The following is a 1,722-nucleotide window of genomic DNA, read 5'->3' on the forward strand; positions in this document are numbered from 1 at the left end:
CGATCAGCGTCTTGATCTCCTTGGCCGCTTCCGCCGAGCGCTGGGCCAGCCCGCGCACTTCCTGGGCGACCACCGCAAAGCCCTTGCCGGCTTCGCCCGCCCGCGCCGCCTCGACCCCGGCGTTCAAGGCGAGGAGGTTGGTCTGGAAGGCGATCTCGTCGATCACTCCGATGATCTGGTTGATCTGCTCGGAGGACTTTTCGATCTGGCTCATTGCCGCGACCGCCTGGCCGACGATCTCGCCGCCCTTCTGGGCCTTGCCGCGGGCGGAACTCGCCGCCGTCTGCGCCTTGCCGGCGCCGTCGGCGGTTTCGTTCACCGCCGTCGTCACCTCGCCCAGCGCCGCCACCGTCTCTTCCAGGTTGGCCGCTTGCTGTTCGGTGCGCTGCGCCAAGTCGTTCGACGCCGTGTTGATCTCCTGCAGGCCAGACCGGATCGAGCCGATCGAGGTCACCACATTGCCGATCGCATCTTCCAGCTTGCCGACGCTGTCGTTGAACTTCGCCCGGATCGGCTCGAACTCCGCCGCCACCGGCTCGGCCATGCGAACCGTCAGGTCGCCCGCCGACAGTCGCTCGAAACCGACCTCCACCACGCCGACGAAGGCGCGCAGATCCTCGGCCTTGGCATTGTCCAGCGCCGCCTGGCGTTGCTTCGCCTGTTCCTGGTCGATCCGCGCTGCCGCAGCCTCGCTCTCCAGACGCTCACGCTCGATCACGGCGTGGCGCAGATGTTCCACCGAGGTCGCCATTTGGCCGATCTCGTCCTCGCGATCGAGCCCGACAACCGTCACATCGGTACGGCCATCGGCAACTGCGGCGATTGTTTTGGTCAGGCCTTTCAGCGGCGCGAACAAGCGTCCCGACATCCACAGCACGAACAATCCGATGATGATCGCCGCGCCCAGCGAAATTGCCGCCAGCTTGTATTGCAGCGAATCGATGGACGAGAAGAATTCCGCCTCGCGAATGCCGACATAGAGAATCCCGATGGTCTTGCCGGAAGCATCCTTGATCGGATCGTAGGCCGTAAAGAACGGCGTTCCGAGGATGTCGGCCCGGCCACGATAAGGCCGGCCATCGGCAAAGAGGGCATCATAGACCGGACCGCGCGCCAGCACCGTTCCGACAGCGCGGCTGCCGTCCGGCTTCTTGACGTTGGTGGTCACCCGCTTGTCGCCCATGAAGACGGTCGCCGTGCCGCCAACCAGCGCCTTGATCTTGTCGACCGATTCGGAGAAATCGTTGAGCTGCTGTTGGCCGACGTAAAAACTGTCGCCTTCCCGGCGGAAGGAGTCGCCATAGGCGCCGAGAACCTCCCATGCCACCCGCATATTGCTTTCCTGGCGTTCCGCCGCTCGTCTCGCGCCGTCCTCGCGCAGGACAATGACGTTGGCGACGCCGAACAGGACGGTCAGCACGGCAAGGCAGGCCACGACCATGATGGAGACTTTGGCAGGTAAAGAGAGCCTACGGAGCATAAATTCGATCCTCGGGGGGCAGGCGCATTCTAACATATGCGGAGGGTGGCGGTTCGGGAATCGGCTCTCAACTCAAGGCGAATCATTCGCTAATTGATTGATATCAAACCATTATTCCTTGTTTATATCCGCACCATAAAACGTTAAAACTTAATACTTCACTTCCGCGCGGCCAATATTTGGTAAGCTGGGCAACGGATTTCCGCCCCCCCCCCCCCCCCCCCCGGGCAGGCAGCACCCTA

The 1,722-nt window shown here is 62.9% G+C and carries 1 protein-coding gene; it reads right to left on the reverse strand.

Going from position 1 to position 1,722, the window contains the following annotated elements; translation table 11 throughout:
• The coding region (locus tag VQ044_RS18445) for a methyl-accepting chemotaxis protein (RefSeq protein WP_331827740.1) at positions 1 to 1,480 on the reverse strand (1,480 nt) is incomplete at its 3' end.
• Positions 1,481 to 1,722: the final 242 nt, after the last annotated feature.

It is taken from the genome of Aurantimonas sp. C2-5-R2 (assembly GCF_036549495.1).
Lineage (GTDB): Bacteria > Pseudomonadota > Alphaproteobacteria > Rhizobiales > Rhizobiaceae > Aurantimonas > Aurantimonas coralicida_A.